The sequence below is a fragment of the Pseudoalteromonas sp. DL-6 genome, assembly GCF_004328665.1.
In the GTDB taxonomy this organism is placed as follows: Bacteria; Pseudomonadota; Gammaproteobacteria; order Enterobacterales; family Alteromonadaceae; genus Pseudoalteromonas.
Map to the genome: position 1 here is coordinate 2,903,143 of NZ_CP019770.1, position 17,434 is coordinate 2,920,576.

Annotated in this window: 13 protein-coding genes; 5 read left to right on the plus strand and 8 right to left on the minus strand. The window is 40.3% G+C overall.

The genetic code is table 11. The features are described from left to right. Positions 1–52 precede the first annotated feature (52 nt). Together B1F84_RS13565 and B1F84_RS13570 are read left to right on the plus strand one after the other, a co-directional pair. Positions 53–2,593, plus strand: a complete 2,541-nt coding sequence (locus B1F84_RS13565; protein ID WP_131691728.1) for an EAL domain-containing protein — start codon at positions 53–55, stop codon at positions 2,591–2,593. Positions 2,594–2,614: 21 nt separating this feature from the next. After that, on the plus strand, positions 2,615–3,430 hold the full coding sequence (locus tag B1F84_RS13570) for a DUF2797 domain-containing protein (RefSeq protein WP_131691729.1): 816 nt from the start codon (positions 2,615–2,617) through the stop codon (positions 3,428–3,430). On the opposite strand, the gene B1F84_RS13575 is transcribed toward B1F84_RS13570, so the two are convergent. Further along, a complete protein-coding gene (locus tag B1F84_RS13575) occupies positions 3,403–5,931 on the minus strand; it encodes an EAL domain-containing protein (protein ID WP_165489688.1) in 2,529 nt (842 codons plus the stop codon). The genes B1F84_RS13570 and B1F84_RS13575 overlap by 28 nt on opposite strands. 76 nt (positions 5,932–6,007) lie before the next feature. Between B1F84_RS13575 and B1F84_RS13580 the strand changes: the two genes are divergently transcribed. Then, positions 6,008–6,307 carry a DUF4144 family protein gene (locus tag B1F84_RS13580; protein ID WP_131691731.1) on the plus strand — a complete coding sequence of 100 codons (300 nt, stop codon included), beginning with the start codon at positions 6,008–6,010 and terminating at the stop codon, positions 6,305–6,307. Here the strand turns inward: B1F84_RS13580 and B1F84_RS13585 are convergent. The 7 genes from B1F84_RS13585 to B1F84_RS13615 form a co-directional block, all read right to left on the minus strand. After that, positions 6,287–7,210 (minus strand): histone deacetylase family protein, encoded by a 924-nt coding sequence (locus B1F84_RS13585; protein WP_008114852.1) that lies wholly within the window; start codon positions 7,208–7,210, stop codon positions 6,287–6,289. The genes B1F84_RS13580 and B1F84_RS13585 overlap by 21 nt on opposite strands. A gap of 103 nt (positions 7,211–7,313) precedes the next feature. Beyond that, positions 7,314–8,855, minus strand: a complete 1,542-nt coding sequence (locus tag B1F84_RS13590; protein WP_131691732.1) for a serine hydrolase — start codon at positions 8,853–8,855, stop codon at positions 7,314–7,316. A gap of 27 nt (positions 8,856–8,882) precedes the next feature. Next, positions 8,883–9,377: a gamma-glutamylcyclotransferase family protein gene (locus B1F84_RS13595; protein ID WP_131691733.1), complete on the minus strand. Its 495-nt coding sequence runs from the start codon at positions 9,375–9,377 to the stop codon at positions 8,883–8,885. A gap of 61 nt (positions 9,378–9,438) precedes the next feature. Further along, entirely contained in the window at positions 9,439–10,065 is a 627-nt protein-coding gene (locus B1F84_RS13600) for a LysE family translocator (protein ID WP_131691734.1), read from the minus strand. A 2-nt stretch (positions 10,066–10,067) separates the two neighbouring features. Further along, a complete protein-coding gene (locus B1F84_RS13605) occupies positions 10,068–10,850 on the minus strand; it encodes a hypothetical protein (RefSeq protein WP_055012408.1) in 783 nt (260 codons plus the stop codon). A gap of 3 nt (positions 10,851–10,853) precedes the next feature. Then, the gene (locus B1F84_RS13610) at positions 10,854–11,324 is read right to left on the minus strand and encodes a CreA family protein (protein WP_008466374.1); all 471 of its coding nucleotides are present in this window, start codon (positions 11,322–11,324) and stop codon (positions 10,854–10,856) included. A gap of 136 nt (positions 11,325–11,460) precedes the next feature. Continuing rightward, positions 11,461–14,481 carry a TonB-dependent receptor gene (locus tag B1F84_RS13615; protein ID WP_131691735.1) on the minus strand — a complete coding sequence of 1,007 codons (3,021 nt, stop codon included), beginning with the start codon at positions 14,479–14,481 and terminating at the stop codon, positions 11,461–11,463. Between the two features lie 328 nt (positions 14,482–14,809). On the opposite strand from B1F84_RS13615, the gene B1F84_RS13620 reads away from it, so the two are divergent. Next, positions 14,810–16,930: a winged helix-turn-helix domain-containing protein gene (locus B1F84_RS13620; protein ID WP_131691736.1), complete on the plus strand. Its 2,121-nt coding sequence runs from the start codon at positions 14,810–14,812 to the stop codon at positions 16,928–16,930. Between the two features lie 115 nt (positions 16,931–17,045). Next, on the plus strand, positions 17,046–17,375 hold the full coding sequence (locus tag B1F84_RS13625) for a 5-carboxymethyl-2-hydroxymuconate Delta-isomerase (RefSeq protein ID WP_008114843.1): 330 nt from the start codon (positions 17,046–17,048) through the stop codon (positions 17,373–17,375). Positions 17,376–17,434 lie beyond the last annotated feature (59 nt).

A 17,434-nucleotide genomic window follows, 5' to 3' on the forward strand; every position in this document is an offset into this window, starting at 1 on the left:
CTGCGCTTTTTACTGCTACACTATAAAAAAACAATCAGGGCATAGATTAATATTGGATTTTAAAACCTTGCGCTATCATGCGATAGCGGTCGTGATACTTATTTTTATTTTTTTTATTATCAGCACATTGTCATCAAACTTTGTGATGCCCTCTCGCTATACTATAGATAAAATCACCCCTGTTTACCTCGATCATGCTTATTACATAGATGAAACCAAGACACAAAACTTCGCAGAAGTAATGAGTACACAAACGCAGTTTACACAGCAAAAATTTAACGATATTCCTTGGAGCTTTAAACAGCAAAATTATTGGTTACGCCTTGATTTAGAAAATAAAAGTAGCCAACAAGAAGATGTGGTGGCGCATTTTGATAACCCAATGGTGGATCATCTCACCATATACCGACTTAATAATAATAACCAGCTACTCGATACTTATAAGCTTGGCGACAAAGAGCCGCGGCTGACTCTGTTTGAATACAGTGTACCCCATATTCGTTTTAAGCTTGATGGTCAATCTACGCAACGCCTCATTATAAAAATAGATACCGTGGGGATCAGTAAAACCCCAATTCACTTATATCGCCATACAGTATTTGTTGACTTGATGCGCTCTCAAACGGGCATTTGGGGAATTTTTGTTGGCGTGCTGTTAATGGCTTCACTGTATAACCTATTACTTTATTTTGGTATTAAAGACCGCGTATATTTGGTTTATATTGGCTACATTATTAGCGCTATTGCATTAATGGGCACCGTTCTGGGATTTGGTTTTTATTTATGGCCGCTGCAATGGCAATTATTTATTCACGAAAAAGTAATTGTAGCGAATTACGCCATTGCATTTTTTACCCTTGCTTTTTGCACACTGTTTTTGCGTTATCACAAAGATGGTTGTTGGCGTTATAAATTGAGCATCGGCTTATTAAGGCTAATGCTAGTGCTTGCTATATTGAGTTTTTTTATTCCTGAAAATATAGCAGCACCGATATTTTTTGTGATTTTAGGATCGCTCTATATCGTCTGCTTCATTTTAATTTATAACAAATTAAGAAGTGGTTTTCGCTGGGCTAAGTTTTACGTGTTTTCGTGGGTGCCACTGATCATTGGCGCTGCGATACAACCCTTAGAACTGACAGGCGTTATTTCCTATAGTTTTTCAATACGCCATGCATTTTTGATTGCCATTTTGTGTGAAATTGTCTTAATGGCAATGGCACTTGCCGATCGGATTCGTTATCAGCGTGAGCAAGCGCTGTACCATGCAACACATACTCAGCAAACCAAGCTACTCAATAGTGCAAAGTTAAAATATGCCTTTATGGCACTCAAAGCACAACAGCGCTCTACCACTTTATGTTTAGTGAAAATACGTCACTTTAATTCTCTAAATACCATTATTACCCCTTCGCAAGGGTATGAGCTCATTAAACATGTTGCTCAGGAGTTAGAACGCCAATTGAGCTTTGAACGAGAGTTCTCTCAGCTCAACAGTGGCATTAATCAGCCTGCTAAAATTGCTGATTTAGGCAGTGGCGTATTTGCCTGTATTTCCACTAAAAATCAGAGTCAGCATACACTTGAAGAGTTATTGAAACAGATCTTAAATAAATTACCAAAAACGTATCAAATTAAAGGTCTAGACCTACAACTTAATTACAGTGTTGGCATTAGTGGTTATGGTAAACGTGATGACTTTGAGTTTTGGTTAAAGCGAGGCTATTTAGCATTACACGATGCTAAACATAGCCTAACTAAGGTCAGCTCATCATCTGCTAATAATAACCTAGCAATGGACGTATCACTTGCTGCCAAGCTACAGCAAGCCATAAGAGAGGATCAGCTTGCGCTTTATTATCAACCACAAATTAGCTTAAAAGAGTGCAGTATCAATGGCGCTGAAGCACTATTACGTTGGCCTAACGCGGAATTTAAAAATATTTCGATAGAAAAGCTGATTATGCTCGCTGAGCACACCGGTATTATTAATGAGCTAACCCTTTGGGTTATTGAGCAAGCCTGTAAAGACATTGCAAGGCTGGCAAACGATGGCATCAAAAATCACAGTGTTAGTGTGAATTTAAGTGCAAAAAATTTAGCCATCGCCAATTTAACGGAAAAAGTAGAGAATATTTTAATTAAGTATCAGGTCGCACCTCATTTATTAAAGTTTGAGCTGACTGAATCTGCTTTTGTCGAAAACCAAGATGCGTTAGTCACCTTAGTGGATGAACTGGCCACTTTAGGCGTTAAAGTAGTACTAGATGACTTTGGTACTGGTTATTCATCGCTTAGCTACTTAGTTAACTATCACTTTAGCGAACTTAAAGTAGATAAGTCGTTCGTGTTTGATTTAACTGATAACCGTGCACATCAGGTTATTGTACAAACAGCCATAGATATGGCACATAATCTGGGCCTAACGATTACGATTGAGGGCGTAGAGACTCAAGAGGTTCATCAACTACTTACAGCCATGAGAGCCGATCGTACCCAAGGCTACTTATATGCCAAAGCACTCTCTTATGATAATTATTTAGACTTCTTAAAAAGCCAATACAGCCTAAAAATGTTAAACTCCCCTTTTTAACATCTTTGGGGCCAAGAAAAGATGCAAGGTACACTGCGTAAATTAAAGTCGAGCTTAACAGAGCCAGTTCAATATCATCTACCTGTGGGTGAGCAGCTGGTTGATTTAAATGCCTTAATTGGCAAACAGCTGACCCTTACTTTTAGTGGCACAATTTTGTGCTCTAACTGTGGTAAAAAAACCAAAAAGAGCTACTCTCAAGGACATTGCTTTGTATGTATGCGCAAACTTGCTAGTTGCGATATGTGTATCATGAAACCGGAAACCTGCCATTACGACCAAGGCACCTGCCGCGAGCCAGAGTGGGGCGAAGAAAATTGCATGATCCCGCATTATGTATACCTAGCAAATACCTCAGGATTAAAAGTGGGCATTACTCGCCATACACAAATCCCTACCCGTTGGATTGACCAAGGGGCAACCCAAGCCTTACCCATTTTTAAAGTGCAGACTCGTTTGCAATCGGGCTTAGTTGAAGTAGCACTGGCACAGTTTATTGCTGATAAAACCAATTGGCGTAATATGCTAAAAGGACAAAACGACGCGCTTGACTTAAAAGCAGCGGCCGCTGAACTTATTCCACAAATAAGCGAAAAGCTCACAGAGCTGAGTGAGTTGTTTGGCGCAACCGCCATTGAAGAACTTGATGAAGACGAAGTAAACCTTGATTTTCCAGTCAGTGAATACCCAAGCAAAATTAGCTCGTTTAACTTTGACAAAAACCCCGTTGTTAGCGGCGTTTTACAAGGTATAAAAGGTCAGTACTTAATTTTTGATAGTGGTGTAATTAATATTCGAAAATTCACCTCTTATGAAGTGAGTGTAGACTCAGAATAACCATTTGCTGCTTGGTTATAAAATGCTATCCATTGCTGTCGTGTTAATGGATAGCAATAATGGTAACCCTGAATAACATTGCAGCCTATTTCGACTAAGTGTGCCTCTTGCGAGGCATGCTCAACTCCCTCAGCAACCACATCCAATCCTAAACTTGTCGCCATGGCTATAATCGCCGTAACAATTTGGCTATTGCCGTATTCATCAGGAATTTTCGCAATAAAACTGGCATCAATTTTTAATGAGTTAAAGGGCAATTTTGTTAAATAGCTTAACGCCGAATACCCCGTGCCAAAGTCATCAAGCGCAATATGCACACCTAGCGTTTTAAGCTGTTGTAATTGTTCTTTTGCCTGTGAAAAAGAGCCTATAAAGCTACTTTCTGTCAGCTCTATTTCAAGTAAACTTCCTGGTAATTGATAGTGAGTTAGCATCGCTTTAATATTATCAGCCAACTTACCTTGGCTTAGGTGGCAAGCAGATACATTAATTGCTAAACGCCCAGGGTTCATTCCTTTTGCTTGCCAAAGAGTTAACTCTTTACCGGCTTGGTTAATAACCCATAAATCGAGACGTACAACTAAACCTAACTCTTCAGCGAGTGGAATAAACTGCGCTGGTGGAATAGTGCCTAAATCAGGGTCATGCCAACGCAGTAATGCTTCAGCCCCCATAATCGCCCCTGTTTTTAAACATTTTTTAGGCTGAAAATAAAGCTCAAACTCATCATGTTCGAGTGCATGTTGAAAGCGGCTCATCATCGCTAAGCGCTCTAGAGAGCGTGCATTCATTGAGGGTTGAAACAACTGAAACGAATTACGCCCTACATCTTTTGAGCGATACATGGCAATATCAGCATGCTTTAATAATGTTTCACTGTCCAAGCCATCATCGGGATAAACGGCAGCCCCTATAGAGGCGGTAACACCCACTTCAAATCCTTCCAATTTGAAGGGGGTATTTAAGTGATTTAAAATCCCTTCTGCAAGTCTGATAACAGCTGCTACGTTTTCAACCTCACACAATACAATAAACTCATCACCCCCTAATCGCGCCAGTGTATCTCCCTCATTAAGAGTGTTAATAATGCGCTCAGAGACTAATTTTAATAAGGTATCACCGGCGTTATGGCCTAAGCTGTCGTTTACCTCTTTAAAACGGTCTAGGTCAATAAACATTACTGCTAACATTTGTTTGTCTCTGTGAGCAGCAGCCAATGCCATAGAGAGTCTATCGTTAAATAAGCGCCGATTAGGTAAGCCAGTTAGCTCATCAAAATACGCTAGCTGCACCACTTTTTCTTCTGCACTTTTTCGCTCTGTTATGTCACTAAAAATAGCGGCATAAATCACATCACTATGACTTGGCTCTTTTATTTCTATAATACTGAGCCATTCAATATAAATATCGCCAGATTTTTTACGATTATGAATTTCCCCCTGCCATACCCCTGTTTTGGTCAGTGAATCCCACATTTTTATGTAAAAGTTTTTATCATGACGCCCTGAACTCAACATATTTGGCCGCTTACCTATCACCTCATATTCTTTGTAACCGGTTAAATGGGTAAATGCAGGATTTACTTGCATAATCACCCCATTCGAGTCGGTGATCATGATGCCATCTAGAGAGGAGTCGATAATTTTATTGGCTAAAAATAAATTACGCTGTGAATGCTGCAGTGCAATATCACGCTGCTGAAGTACCTTTTCAAGCTCACAACAATAAGCGGTTTCAATTTCATTAATTAGGTTTTCAAGCGACAATACACCATTAATTTGATTATTTTCGCTTACCACTAAATGCCGAATATTACTTTCAGACATTAACCTGTAAGCATCAAAAAGGCTGTCTTGAGGGCTTATTTTATAAAGAGGACGGCTCGCTAAATCCCAACAAACAAGATGGTTATGCTGCTCGGTGATGAGCTTTAGTAAATCACGTTGGGTAATAATGCCATGGACATTTTCATCTTCATTAAAGACTAAAATCACTTTTTCAGCGTATTCGCGCATTAAGTTAACCGCGTCATTAATTGCTAATGAACTGGAGACGACTCTTATTTTTTTATTATACTGATCGTTTATCGGTCTAAATTGCAGGTAATGCTCTAATCCTTGATTACTCACAATATCAGTAATACTGATCACCCCACTTGGGTTATCGTTGGCATCGGTTACTAGTAAATGCTTAACCCCGTGCTTATTAAATACCATCGCGGTATCGGTTAATAATTGTTGGCTGGGTACACTTAATACTGGGCTCGACATCACATTCTCAATCATTACCTGTCTTAGTGTCTGATCAGAAAAGTTAAGCGTTAAGCAATCTGTTTCAGTCCATACCCCCACTATTTGCTGCTGATATTTAACAAAAATAGCGCTAACATTGTGCGCACGCATTAGTTTCACCGCTTCAATTAAAGGGGTATCCTTAGTGCAAGCGATCACCTTATTGGTAAAAACATCGCATACTTTTTGATAGCGGCTAGTGTGAGGCATTGCTTCTACTTCCAAAATTAAACCAATGCACGATTATAAATTATTCAGTAAATGACAATTTGATTTAGGACAATATATGAGCATCAGTTACCCATTAATTATTATTTATAATAATGAGATTGAGCTATTAGAGTATGCCGATGAGTTACATGACTTTATTTATACTCTGGACGTGAATGAGCAGCAAAACGTGGTTATTTTAGATAAGGTAAGTGGCTATCAAGGTTTAAATGGCGATGCGCATAATGCACTCAGTGCAATACAATTAGCCCAATTGGTAAAAGAATATTTAGCAAAAGAAGGACAATGTTGTCTCAGTAAAATAGAGCAGCTTACTCCTGAACAGGCATTTAGGTTACTCGCCGAAATCAACTAAGGCTTTAACGTGTGCAATTGCGCTGCGCCCGAGGGCAGACAGTGAGTATCCTCCCTCTAAATAAGAGATAATACCTAAGCAATCATGTTGTTGGCTAAATTGCGCTAATTGCTCAGTAAGCCATATATAATCACTTTCAACAAACTTTAAACTGGCCATATCATCTTCAAGGTGCGCATCAAACCCTGCGCTTATAAAAAGTAGCTCAGGCTTAAATTCTGTTAATTTTGGCAACCACTGCTGCTCATAAAGCGCTTTTAAATCAGTACCATCACTAGCTATAGGCAAAGGTGAATTTACCAGTGTGGCGTTATTTTTAATGGCGGTATTTGGATAAAATGGATATTGAAATAACGAGCACAGCAACACATTTTCATCATCCATAAAAATATCTTGCGTGCCATTGCCATGGTGCACATCAAAATCGATAATGGCAATGCGTTTCACCCCTTTGCTTTGTGCATATTTAACCGCAATAGCAAGGTTGTTAAACACACAAAAACCAGAAGAGCTATCTCTGTTAGCGTGATGCCCTGGCGGGCGCACTGAACAAAACGCGGCATCCAATTTACCCTCTAAAATCTCATCAACAGCGAGTAAACCAGCTCCTACTGCACGCTCAATGGCTTTTAATGAATCGGGGCACAACCAGGTATCGCCGTCCAAATCGCTAAGCCCTTCGATTGGGATCATACTTTCTACATGCTTAATGTGTTGCTCACTATGCGCCAATAAATAGTGCTCACGCGAGGCCTTAGGCGCTTGTTTTTGCTCAATAGCGACATCCAGTCCACTTGCAAGTAAACGGTCGTTAATGGCATCCAAACGCTCAGGGCACTCTGGATGATCGTCAATCATTTTATGTTTACGACAGTGGGGGTGAGAAATAATCGCAGTGCGCATAGCTAACTCCAAAGATAAGTTGCTTAACGAGTATAACAAAGCCACCTGAGGGTGGCTTTGCGACTTTGGTTGATACTAAACGACTATATAACCAAGGTTCAGGTTATTTAGCTTTTAAGTCGAGATTTCTAAAATCAAAGCTAAAATCGGTCACCTGCGTTGAAACTGCATTCATTTTCGCTGATTCTACGCGGTTATCTGCACTCATAGAAAAACGAATGAAGGCATCTGCTTCTAATAGTTTTTCATCCCACTTAACGATAAAGGTATTGCCAGTGTAATGCTCCAGTTCACCTTTAAGGCGCTTTGTGTGGGTAAAATCAATGCGTAATTTACCATCTAACTCTTCAACTATTACATCGCCATACCAATCATCATGCAATGTGCCTTTGTAATTAATGGTTGGCAATGCCGGCTGGATATCTGCTGGTACTGATGGAGCTGCGTTAGCATAAGCTTTTTCTTTACCTGCAAAGTGCTTTTTAGCTAAATCTTCAACCCAGTCTTTATCTTCAAGCTCTAGTACATCTTCAAGTACCTCATGGGTCACCGCCGATAATGCAGAAAACGCTTGTTGGTTGCTTAATATCACAATCCCCACGTTTTTCTCTGGCAAAAGAGTAACCTGCGATACCATACCTAAAATACCACCACCATGTGCCAGCTTCTTAACGCCGTGGTAATCTTCTATACTCCAACCTAACCCATAACCTCTAAATTGCTGATGGTACGCTTCATAAGCACTTTTAGATGCTAGTGAGGTAATATGTGGGTGCCACATTTGTGCTTGTTGTTTTTCGCTAAATAGCTGCTCGCCATTAGGCATTTTACCACCAGCAAGTTGAGTACGTAGCCATTGGCTCATATCATTTACGCTTGATGCAATGGCTCCTGCCCCTCTAAAGTCTTCAAGGTAATTAACAAAAAAGGGATGTAATTTACCGTCCATTGGGATATGCCCAATTGCCCAGTTTTTGTTATTTTTAGCGATACGCGAAAAGCCAGCCCGTGAGTTGCTCATATCGAGCGGCTGTAAAATATTTTTTTCAATGTAGTCGTTCCAACTCATACCCGATATGCGGGCAACAACTTCACCAGCGGTAACAAACATTAGGTTGTTGTAAGCATATTGGCTACGAAAACTGCTGGCAGGTTTTAAATATTGCAGCCCCGATAAAATATCAGCGACTGATTTATCAGTACTTGGCCAAATCATTAAATCACCTTGACCAAGCCCTAACCCACTGCGATGACTTAGCAAATCGCGAATTCGCATTTCACGGGTAACATAAGGGTCATGCAATCTAAATTCAGGTAGGTGATCAATTACGCTATCATCCCAGCTTAATTTGCCTTCATCCACCAGCTTAGCCAGTGCTGCACTGGTAAATGCCTTAGTATTTGAAGCAATGCCAAATAAAGTGTCTTTATTCACCTTGCTATTAGTATTGAGGTTGGCAACACCAAACCCTTTAGCGAATACGACTTTGTCATTTTCAACAATAGCAACGGCCATTCCGGGTACATCAAACCGTGTCATTGAGGCGTTGATCACCTCTGAAATTTTATCGGTATCAACTGCTGCAGAGCTCGTAAACGCCCAGCCAGCCAATAATGCGGCTGTGGCTAATTTTTTTAGTTTCATAGTATTACCTTAGGTTATTATTTTTGTTTAGTCTTGATGAACCGCAAATTCTATTTCGGCGCGCGCTTTATTTGTATCTTGCTTACTCGGGTAAGCTAAAATGCGTTGACTATAATGCTCTGGCACACCGGCCTCAAGTGCGCCGCGGTATACATGCTGTACGTACCAATCATAAGGTAGCAGTGTGTCGTCATGTGTGTTTGCTATGTAACAGTGCACATTAATGTCATCGTCATCTAAAAGGCTCACGGTTAAATCAACACAGTCGTAATTAGGGCCTTCAATTTTATCTAAGATCTCTTTTTCGGCCTCATTAAGCTGATACACCACCCCATATACCAGAGCATCGGGTTCGTTGGTGGGTACAATAGTGCATTTACCTGAACCATCAGCAAAGGCCATATTAAAGGTTAACTTATAGCCTTTTAAAAGCGCCGTACCCACACGTTTTGCATTAGGTAAACGTGCCAATAAACGATTAGATGACATATTGGAGCCAAACGAAAAATTATATAACGCCATACTATTCCTTAGGGTCAATTGACCTTTCAAGATCAAATTTGCAAAGGTCAACAGACCTCTGTTAAATAACAACTCGCACAGCCAGTGCGATTAAAATAATGCCAATGCCGCGATCGAACCAATAACCACTTTGTTGAAAAAAGTTACGCACCCGTGCTTTTGATAACAATAGCGACAAAATAGAAAACCAAGCCCACGTAGCAAGCGCCATATAAACACCATACCCCACTTGCACTATTACCGGTGTGGTTGGACTAATTACTAAGGTAAACAAAGACATAAAAAATAGCGTAGCCTTAGGATTTAATGCATTGGTAAAAAAACCACGGCGAAACGCAAGACATGGTGACTCAGGTACAAGGATGGGTTTTGCAGTCTGTTCTGATGAGGTGTTTGAAGGTTTAGCAGCGCGTAGCGCCTGCACACCTAAATACGCTAAATAAGCACCAGCTATATATTTAAGTGCCATAAACAGCGAAGGCGATTGAGTTAACACCAACGCGACTCCCAACACACAATAAGCTATGTGTAATAAAATAGCTGCGCCTACACCTGCACTGGTCCACAGCGCATTATGCCTGCCGTACTGTACACTTTGCTTAAGTACCACAGCAAAGTCCGGCCCGGGACTCGCCACTGCAAAAAAGTGAGCAATGGCAATTAATAAAAACTCATCAATATAGATCATGATTAACTGGCTTGCTCTGGCGAAAAAGCCAACAACAATGGGTTAGCCGACTGATTAACCAACGCTTTTATTTCTTTTTGCGCTTTTTTAAATTGGCCTCTTAAATGCGGTTTTAAATGTTTTTTAGAGTGTTTATCTTGCTTAAAGTAGCTTACTAAAGCATGCATAAATACAGTATGGGTTTCACTGAGCGTGGCTTCGCGATTGGCATATGGGTTGTAACATGAGCCACAACCCCCCTTAAACTGGTATACGGTATTGCTCATCATCACCCCAAAACCTAAAAAGCACGCTAAAGCATCCGTTGCTTGAGGTAAGAACTCTTTACCACCTGGAGGTAATACGCCTACATGATGAATTAAAATAGTAGCAAGAGTACCTGCAAAGCTAGCTACTAAATCTTGTGGCTGATTAATTTGGTTGGGGTTAAACGACACATTAATTGTATGGCTTGGTGGCACCATTAAATGGCAGTGCTCACCACGTAGATGCTCACTAAATTCAAAATGTGGAAACACCTGAGGTTGTAATTGTTGCGGTGCAACAAGTGTTATAGGCCACTCATCCATACCAGCATAGTGTTTAACACGCGCAAACACTTTACTGGCCATTTCTTCAATGCTTGAAACCGAATCAGGAAAAAACTCGACCGTTGGTAAAATAATTTGGCTATGCTTAGTAAAAAAATTCAGGTCAAAGTTTTCTGCAGCCCAAATAAAGGTATCAACTAGCCACTGTTGTTCTTGTTCTGCCAATAAGGGCTTTGATTTAAATAGGGTTAACATAAACTATTCTTGCCCCTGTGCCCATTGCCATGCTTGTGTATTGTATAAAGGCACCGTAGAAAGCGCGTGATGATGACTGCCCGTAGATTCTTTCGTTGAGTACGATAAATACAATAACGTATGGGTTTTAGCATCATAAATGCGACGAACCTTTAACGACTTAAACAAAATACTCTTAGATGATTTAAACACGACTTCACCCGACTTACTACGGTCAATAGACTGTAATTGGTCTGCGGTAATTGGCCCTGTTTGACGACAAGCAATCGACATATCTGAGGGATCTGAAAAATCTAAATTAGCCTCAATATGACTAATATGACAAGTAACCCCTGTAACAAGAGGATCTTGCTGTGAGTTTACCACCACATCTTTAGTAGTAAACAGCCCTAAACTCACTGAAGCAACATCATCAGAACACCCTGTAAGCCCTGCTAAACACGCAATTAGACTACCCATTTTGAGATACTTCATAGCAAGTCCTTCGTTCATAATAAAATTAAGTTATGCCTTATACTAAACGCTTTCACTGCGATAAAACAAATTTTATAAACAATAAAAAAGGCACGCCCGAAGGAGTGCCTTTGCAAACTAATACAGCTAAAAATAATTAAAAGCTATATTGTGCACCTAGATAAACATAACGACCGGCACCGCCGCCGTAGCCACTATAAAAGTTACCTCGGCCACTTGGATAAAATGCCCCTTTGTCGTCAAATACATTATTAATCCCACCAAATACACGTAAGTCACTCTTGTCAGTCAGTGCCATAGTGTAAGACGCTGATAAACTATGCTTTAAAAATGAGCCATAGTTTTGATATGCCAGTGGCTCAGGGTTAGCAATACAACCGGCATCGCCCGTAGCACAGCGTTCATCATTTGCAGCAACATATTCAAGGTAATCTTTCTCATCTTCTTGGCTTGCTTTAAAAGCACCTACGTAATTTGTACGCCAGCGGATACGTAAGTCATCCATTTTCCATACAATCGACATAGCTGCTTTATCTTTTGAACGGCCATAACCTGCATACTGAGAAGTCACACTAGAACCATCTAACCCTTCATAGGTTTGCGAGTTTTCAATAATATGATTGTAATCAAGCTTAAATGACAGGTTACCATAGCTGCCTATGTCATATTTGTAAGTTGCAACTACATCGTAACCGCGCGCTGTTAACTCATCTAAGTTATATTCACGCTGTAGTATTTTTACAATGTTACCTTCGTCGTTACGGGTAATATCGTTACAATATTCGTTATCACTACCCCACGCAGCCTCTGAGTCATAACATTCACGCATGATGTTTTCGTTACTTATTTCATCAATTGCATCAACAATGGCAATGTCGTAGTAATCAACCGCTAAGTTAAAGCCATCTAAAAACTCAGGTGAAACAGTAATACCAAAGGTATAGGTATCGGCTGTTTCTTCTTTTAAGTTTGGATTACCCGTATTTGGTGAATAGTTATTGTCTTCACTTTCAAATTCAAAGTCAGGATCATCAGCCAGCTTTTGTGCCAAGGTTGGCTCTAAACGGCAGTTATCGTGCCCTGGGTTTGTTGATGTTGCCGTTAAGCCATCACAAATATCATCAAATGAATCAAAATCGCCACGAGGGGGTGATAATAATTCCGTGATAGTTGGGGCACGCTGTGCACGTGCATAGTTAGCACGTAGCATGTACCCATCAATTGGCTGCCACAATAATCCTAACTTATAACTGGCTACGGTGCTGATATTATCAATACTGTAATTAGCTAAACGCAACGACGTTTCTGCCGATAAGCTTTTAGCAAATGGCACATCTTTAAGTAGTGGCACTGCAAGCTCTGCAAACGCCTCATATACTTCTACTTCACCATAAAAAGAAGGCACAACGTTAAACGTAATACCGCCCGCTTTCATATCATCACTGGTATCTAAGCTTTGCGAGTCTTTACGATACTCTGCACCAAATACTGCAGACACATTACCTGCTGGCAATTCATATAAGTCACCGGTGATATAACCCATTACCGTGTACTGTTGAATCTCAGTATCAATAATTGGATTTGTACGGATCCAGTCAGCCATTTCAGGGGTAATAGACCCTTCACCAAATAAATTAAGCGGGACACATCCTTGCGCTCGCGCTTCGGCGTCTTTACATTGAATAGTGCCATCGGCTAGCTTTTCAGCTTGCAGGGCTTGGTTAACACGCACCGTGTTTAACTCGTTACTGCGGATTTGATGCTGTTTAAATTGACCATATCCGGCAGAAATATCCCAATCCCATGTATCATCAAACATCATACCTTGCAGGCCAGCCCAGGTACGGATAGTCGTACGGTCGTTGTCAGTGCTGATATTACCTACTTCACCAAAACGACGATCCCAATAAATACGGTCTTTGTATGGGTTACTGTCAATAATTTCTTGTGGCACATATGGGTTATCAATAGGAATATAACCTGGCGCAATATCATCGATAGGATCGCCAGTCACTGGGTCGTAGCGAGGTACGTAAGCCCCTTCGTATTCATCTTCTGGTGACTTATCGTTGAACGAGCCACTCTTACTGTATTGAATTTGGAAATAACTCATGATGTCGTCTGTTACATCATAATCGACTTTTATTGCGGTCGAAAAGTTATCACTCGGCACATCAAGCATAACGTACTGCTGTGAGTTGATACCGTATATCTCTTCATTGCCTTTCCAATCATCACGTAGCGTTTGGCCGTCATACCAAAATTGCGTATCGTTTCGGTTGTTTTCTAAAAATACGCCGCCTAAGGTGCCATCGCTTTTGCTTGCCCAATCAGCTTGTGTAATACCGCTCATACACTGATAGCCATCAGCAGTGTACATTTGATTACACATCAGCTCATCATCGTAACTATGCGCCGCTTCTATTTGCGCTCGGTCGCGATCGTAAAAGGTCATACCAAAATCACGATCCCAGTTTGAGCTAACAAATACATAACCACGATCATCAGCAAATGACGTTCCGTAGTTTAAATCAAGCGTAAACTCGCGACCGCCACCATCTGTTGTTTCACCGCCACGGGCTTGAAATTCAAAACCTTCTTTTTTTGACTGGGTAATAATATTAACTACACCAGCAACCGCATCGGCACCATAAGTGGCCGACGCACCACCACTAATAATTTCAACGCGCTCTACCATGCCACTTGGAATGGTATTTAAACTGACATAATTACCACCGTAACTATTAGAGACAACACGGCGGCCATCAATCAATGTCAGCGTTCTATTAGCGCCTAAGTCACGAAGTTGGACTGTTGATAAACCAGTTCCCGAAATGCTTGATTGGCTGGTTGTGTTACCAATACTTTGGCTCAGTGCAGGCATATTATCGATTAATACATCAGAAAGATTACCTAAGCCTGTATCCTGAATTGATGCTCTGTCCATGGTAACCAGCGGAGTCGTAACTGAAAAACTATCACGCTTTAAACGCGAGCCTGTTACTGTTATTTTCTCTGGTACTTCTTGTACCACTTCTTCGCTTGCCTTAGCAGTTGATTGACGATCAATTGCCTCGTCATTTGCTATTGCATGCCCAGATAAGCTTGCTGTTATAGCCAGTGCTAACGCACATTTTTTGGTTGATATTTTACTCACAGACTTCCCTCATTTTTTATTAGCCCATTAGTACAAATCGCTTTTTTATTAACTTTTTAGTTATTAAATCTGTTTTGTAATAATTGGTTTGTTTTACTAATAACAGGTTGTAAGTAATCGTGAATAAAAGCACAATGAGAGGTGTCTCGTTTATATCCCTATTTTACATCTATTTAATATCTATTTATTTATAATCATGAACTTATATTTATTGTGTTAGAATGGTGTAAAATTGAATATTAACTAATTATCGTGTTACTTTGCATTAAACAACACGTGTAAACATCGCTAATAACTCATACTAGGAAGAGGTTTAAATACACATACTATGAATACTCAACAGCCATTTTCAATTGGAAATTGCCAAATATCGGCGTTTGAAAATAAGCTGTTTTGTGCTGATAAAGCCTGTATTTTACAACCTAAATTTATAGAACTGCTGACCTACTTAGTAACGTGTTATCCAAATGCGGTGAGTCGCGAACAACTAATCGAAAACGTATGGGATGGTAATCAATATGTGGGTGAAAAAGCACTCACTAATGCCATATGGCACCTTCGTAAAAGCTTTAAAGAACTCGACCCCGACAATACCTATATAGAAACACTGCGTAAAACGGGTTACCGCTTAGTACAAAAACCAACAACGCCAGAGCCTGTTAATAGCATTAACAATACGCCGCTTCGTTCTGGGTATATTTACGCTGCCGTACTTGCTATCGTTATATTATTAGGTAGCTATTGGGGTTATAGCGCCCTTTTTGAAAACGCAAAGCAGCCACTTGCTCAATCGCAACAAGCAGCACGTTTGTACGATTACATTGAAACAATTACTACCAGCCCAGGAAGAGAGTTGTTTCCGGCTATTTCTAATGACAGTCATTTTTTAGCGTATTCGTGGCGCCGCCCTGGTCACAAAGCTAATTTATACTTACGCGATTTACATTTACCCGAACAAGCTGCCATCGCACTTACCGACACGCCATTTATTGAAGGGCGAGCGGTATTTAGCCCCGACTTAACTTTTATTTATTATTATCGCCGCATATCTGGTCAAGGCTGTGAGGTTATTCAGCAAAATGTTGCCTCGGGAAATACCACGATTTTAGGACAATGCGGCAGCAAAGCGAGTACCGATATAGACATAAATGCCGTGGGCACACAACTGGTTTATATTAGTGAAGATGATGAAAATAATAGCCTAACTCAACTTAACCTTGTTGATTTAACCTCATCGCCATACACAGTTACTCAAATACCTTGTATTTCAGCATGCCAATATACCGATGAGTCGGTTGTATTCTCCCCAGATGCAACTCAACTTGTAGTCTCTCGTAACTTACCAACGGGGTTTGAAGAATTATTTTTAATCGATATAAAAACAGGCAATGCAAAGCAGTTAACTACTGGGTTTATTGATATGAGAGGCGTTGATTGGCACCCCTCTAAGGCGCAACTCGTTTTTTCTGGTGTGAAAAAAGGTAAACGCCAAGGGTACTTTTACAACCTTAAAACACAACAAATGATCAATGCCCGCATAGATGGCTTAAGCTACCCAGAATTTGCCAGTGATGGCAGTTTGTATTTTCATCAGTGGAATATAGACTCAGCTTTAATGCGTTTAGAGGTTAATAATGCGGTTGCAAGCTCTCCTTTCCCAGTGTTATCGAGCCATTTTAGTACCCGCTTTCCTGATTACAATAAAGCCAGAAACAAACTCGCGTTTGTCTCTAATGAGTCGGGTTCAATGGAATTGTGGACCGCAAATAAAGACGGTACGTCTCGAAAGCAGCTCACTAATCTCAATGCCAATATTTACCACCCAGTATGGTCGCCTGATGGTGATTACATTGCTTTTGTTGCCTCGCACCCTAGTGGTCATGCGTTATACCTGTATGACTTTAATAAACAAACCAGTCAATTATTACCTACAGGCTTTAGAGATCATGGCAAACCGAGCTGGGCTGCAGACAGTAAAAGCGTATTAGTCTCTGATGATCAGCATGTGTATCGCTTCGATTTAAATGGTAATAAACTCGAACAGGCCATAGATTCACCGACATTATACGCTTATGAAAACCAGCAAGGCGCTTTAATTTTTGCCAACCAAGCAACCAATCAGTTATGGATCAAAGACCCTGATAGCCAAACTGAGCAACCACTGGTTAGCGAAATTAATTTATCAAATCATAATTCGTGGTATTTTTTTGAAGGCGATACCTTAGCGCAATCGCGTATTTACTATTTTAATGTAAAACAAGGCGACTACCGATTAAGTTATTACGACTTTTCAAACCAAGATCACCATGATGTAATAAGACTTCCTGAACGTGCATTTAGCCGCAGCTCAGGCTTAACTTATATTACAAGTGCAAACTGGCTGGTGTACTCTTCGTATAAGTCACCACAAATTGATATAAAGCGTATTAATCACCAATATTTGCCCTAAAAGCAACAGCCTGAACTATGCTAAGCCAAATTTTTAAAAATTAAGCTCCATAGGGTTAGCGTGTACAAACCCGTTTGGTATAATTAAACAAACCAATCTAAAGAGGATACGCTAAATGCCACACATTATTATTGAACACTCAGAAGATCTACCTTTATTACCTCAGGTTCTAGTGGAAAAAATCCACACAACAACATTTGAAAGTGGCTTATTTGATTTAGAAACAATAAAAACTCGTGCTATTGCGTATCAACATTACCAATTAGGTGTAGGTAAAGAAGGGTTTATACATATTGCAGTGCATATTATGGCTGGGCGTTCTATTGAGCAAAAGCAAAAACTAAGTGAGCAGTTACTAGCGTGCCTGCAAACATATTGCAGAGCCTCTGACAGTTTAAGCGTTAATATTTACGAAATGAATCACGAGATTTATCGTAAAAACTAACCGCCATTAAAACATCATAGTTATAGTACCAGTGCTCTATAACTATGATGGTATCCCTG

Bases quoted from the DNA above. Each gene is read 5' to 3' on its own strand.
- B1F84_RS13570 (WP_131691729.1), top strand. From the start codon at position 2,615: ATGCAAGGTACACTGCGTAAATTAAAGTCGAGCTTAACAGAGCCAGTT.
- B1F84_RS13575 (WP_165489688.1), bottom strand. From the start codon at position 5,931: ATGCCTCACACTAGCCGCTATCAAAAAGTATGCGATGTTTTTACCAAT.
- B1F84_RS13580 (WP_131691731.1), top strand. From the start codon at position 6,008: ATGAGCATCAGTTACCCATTAATTATTATTTATAATAATGAGATTGAG.
- B1F84_RS13585 (WP_008114852.1), bottom strand. From the start codon at position 7,210: ATGCGCACTGCGATTATTTCTCACCCCCACTGTCGTAAACATAAAATG.
- B1F84_RS13590 (WP_131691732.1), bottom strand. From the start codon at position 8,855: ATGAAACTAAAAAAATTAGCCACAGCCGCATTATTGGCTGGCTGGGCG.
- B1F84_RS13595 (WP_131691733.1), bottom strand. From the start codon at position 9,377: ATGGCGTTATATAATTTTTCGTTTGGCTCCAATATGTCATCTAATCGT.
- B1F84_RS13600 (WP_131691734.1), bottom strand. From the start codon at position 10,065: ATGATCTATATTGATGAGTTTTTATTAATTGCCATTGCTCACTTTTTT.
- B1F84_RS13605 (WP_055012408.1), bottom strand. From the start codon at position 10,850: ATGTTAACCCTATTTAAATCAAAGCCCTTATTGGCAGAACAAGAACAA.
- B1F84_RS13610 (WP_008466374.1), bottom strand. From the start codon at position 11,324: ATGAAGTATCTCAAAATGGGTAGTCTAATTGCGTGTTTAGCAGGGCTT.
- B1F84_RS13620 (WP_131691736.1), top strand. From the start codon at position 14,810: ATGAATACTCAACAGCCATTTTCAATTGGAAATTGCCAAATATCGGCG.
- B1F84_RS13625 (WP_008114843.1), top strand. From the start codon at position 17,046: ATGCCACACATTATTATTGAACACTCAGAAGATCTACCTTTATTACCT.